This is a genomic window from Bradyrhizobium sp. LeoA1Lang, from assembly GCF_055413685.1.
Genome location: NZ_JBVAPG010000350.1, coordinates 1 through 2,787, shown reverse-complemented (window position 1 = coordinate 2,787; position 2,787 = coordinate 1). Strand labels below are relative to the sequence as shown.

Below are 2,787 nucleotides of genomic sequence, written 5' to 3'. Positions count from 1 at the left end.
CGGCTGGCAGACCCTCGCCAGCAAGCCCATTGCTCAGCCGGTTGATCTTGCCGCCTGAGCAGATATCATCCGTTCACCGGAGACTCGCGACGGACAAATTCCAACCAAGTTCGCGACGGCACCTCCGAAAGCGGTGCGCCTCCTGGGGGTGTCGCTGTCTTCCCTGCAAGGCGGAGACGATGCAAGGCCGCCGCAACTGGATTTCGGGATTTTGAACCGACTAGGGCATCCACTCAGCATACCGCTGTAGCTCAGTCGGTGCAGATGTCTGCTGTAACCCTAAGAGGAGCATCAAAGCAGACCTCACAGTATGTCCGAGATGGTCCAGGAGCCGACATGAGGTTATCGCGACGGCGAACCTCCACGTCATTCTGGTGGTTGGCATCTTTGGCAACTAACATCCGCCAGCGCCTCAAATATAGCCGGCGTGCGCTCCAAGCGGGCAATTGTTCGCGCGCCTTCGAGGGCGGCTACCAACGCGGCTGCGGTAGAGGATGCGCGCGCGGGAACGAAACCGCACCCCCTAAAATGCTCAGCAACAATCTCGGTCGAATCAACAAATCCGCGCGCTACCCGTTTGGTCAGCTCAGCGTCGAGCGCGGGTAGCTCATTCGCCAGATTTTGCATCAGACACCCATACTGGAAATCAGAGGCGATCATTTCGGCCGCGAATGTGCTGAAAATCTCATGAACAAAATTCAGAGCATCGCCCGTCGTATTCGCCGAGACATTCCGCAATACCGCAATTCTACTCGCAACGTAATGATCGATTGCTTCTTCTGCGAGCTGTGCCTTGCCGCGTGGAAAGTGAAAGTAGAACGATCCTTTAGGCGCACCGCTTTCTTCAATGATCTGGGTCAATCCAGTCGCAGTGTAGCCTTGGATGCGAAACAGTCGTTCGGCCGTGGCAATCGCGCGAGCGCGGGCGTCAGTCTTACGTGGCATGGCGTGAACGTAACACCTTTCGCTTGACGCTACTATGGTGATCGACATACTATGGTGATCGCCATAACATGAATCTGGTGATGCCCCTCTACCAAAGCCTAGGTCAAGCGCCTGCACGCGGACGGTGCGTTTCGAAATGAGTCATCCAGTTAGTTTTAAGCCATCGGCGTCCCGACGAGCTGTCTTAGCGATGGGCGCGGCCAGCCTGATTGCGGTTTCACTTCGACCAGCCCATGCAAACCCCATAGGAGGAACTGATTTGACCACATCAACATATGGCGAGGGAACGCTTCCCGAGGGGGTCCGCTCGCGCATGATCCATGGGGTCAACGGCCTCGATGTCCATATTCTCGAGGCCGGTTACGAAAGCGCCGGTCGGCCGCTCGCGCTGCTCCTGCACGGCTTTCCGGATTTGGCTTACGGCTGGCGACACCTGATCCCAATTCTGGCTGACGCCGGGTACCACGTCGTGGCGCCCGACCAGCGGGGTTTTGGCCGCACCACCGGTTGGGTGAACGGCTATGACGTCCCGCTCGCGCCCTTCAGCCTTTTGAATATGACGCGTGACGCCCTCGGATTGGTTTCGGCGTTGGGGTATCGGCGCACGGTAATGCTCGTCGGGCACGACTTCGGCTCGCCCGTGGCGGCCTATTGTACGCTGGCCCGACCTGACGTCTTTCCCTCGGTGGTGCTGATGAGCGCACCGTTCCCCGGTCCGCCGGCGTTTCCGTTCAACACCGCGGAAAGCGAGGCATCGTCGGTCCAGCCGAGCACTGAAAACCAAAAGTTAGCGGCCGCGCTGGCGGCGCTCGATCCGCCGAGAGAGTATTACCAACAATACTTGAGCACACGGGAGGCGAACGATGACTTGTGGCACGCCCCTCAAGGTTTACATGCGTTTCTTCGTGCATTTTTCTACGTCAAGAGCGCTGACTGGCCGGGAAATAAGCCGCATCCGTTGAAGGCGCGAACCGCCATCGAACTTGCACAAATGCCCACCTATTACGTCAAGGATCTTGGCAAGACGATGCCCCAGACCGTCGCTCCATTCCAACCTTCCGCCGCCGAGGTCCAGGCCTGCAAATGGCTTACCGAACCGGAACTTGGAGTGTACACGGAGGAATATGGCCGCACTGGGTTTCAAGGCGCCCTGCAGGCTTATCGCGTCTATTCCGATCCTGACCTAAACGCTGAGTTGCGCCTGTTTTCGGGCAAGACGATCGATGTCCCATCGCTCTTCATCGGCGGTAAGAGCGATTGGGGCACCTATTCGGCGCCAGGTGCGGTCGATCTTATGAGAACGAAGGCGGCGACGAGGATGGGTGGCATCGAGCTGATCGAGGGCGCCGGTCACTGGATCCAACAGGAGCAGCCGGTTCGGCTCAGCACGCTCCTGCTCGCCTTCATCAAGGAGGTGGGTGGGCCGGACCACACCAGCGATTTTGGACTTGGCGGCCGTTAGCCTCTGTCCTGCCAATCACGATCCGCGAACACGCGTCGCGCCCTATCTTGGCGCTCCGGGCTTTGAGGGTGTAGCGACGTGCCTCGCGTCACAGAAGTGCGTGCCCGTACAGAAGGCGTTATCGCGTGGCGTCCCAACGTGTCGTGAGAAATGAGTCTGCTCTGGGTCAAACTGCGACTTCACGGCATCATCCGGCGACTTCCGCTTTACCCCCGATAACCGGCACTCGACACGACGGTCGGAAGGTCGGTTGCGGGCCCAGGCCGTGTGAAAATGGTGCAACTTGGAGCGCACTGGCGCATTTCGTGGCCGCCGAGCTTCTAATTCGGTGGAATCGACCTCCTGTCATCTCAGTGGCAGCCTGGAGCTTCAGGTAGGCG

2 protein-coding genes are annotated in these 2,787 nt (G+C 59.0%); one reads left to right on the top strand and one right to left on the bottom strand.

Annotated features, from left to right (window positions below):
* Positions 1–366 precede the first annotated feature (366 nt).
* A complete protein-coding gene (locus tag ACZYOF_RS43255; RefSeq protein WP_130580449.1) occupies positions 367–945 on the bottom strand; it encodes a TetR/AcrR family transcriptional regulator in 579 nt (192 codons plus the stop codon).
* Between the two features lie 259 nt (positions 946–1,204).
* Here ACZYOF_RS43255 and ACZYOF_RS43250 point away from each other — a divergent pair, with 259 nt between their 5' ends.
* Entirely contained in the window at positions 1,205–2,407 is a 1,203-nt protein-coding gene (locus ACZYOF_RS43250; protein ID WP_282532586.1) for an alpha/beta fold hydrolase, read from the top strand.
* The last annotated feature ends 380 nt before the right edge of the window (positions 2,408–2,787 follow it).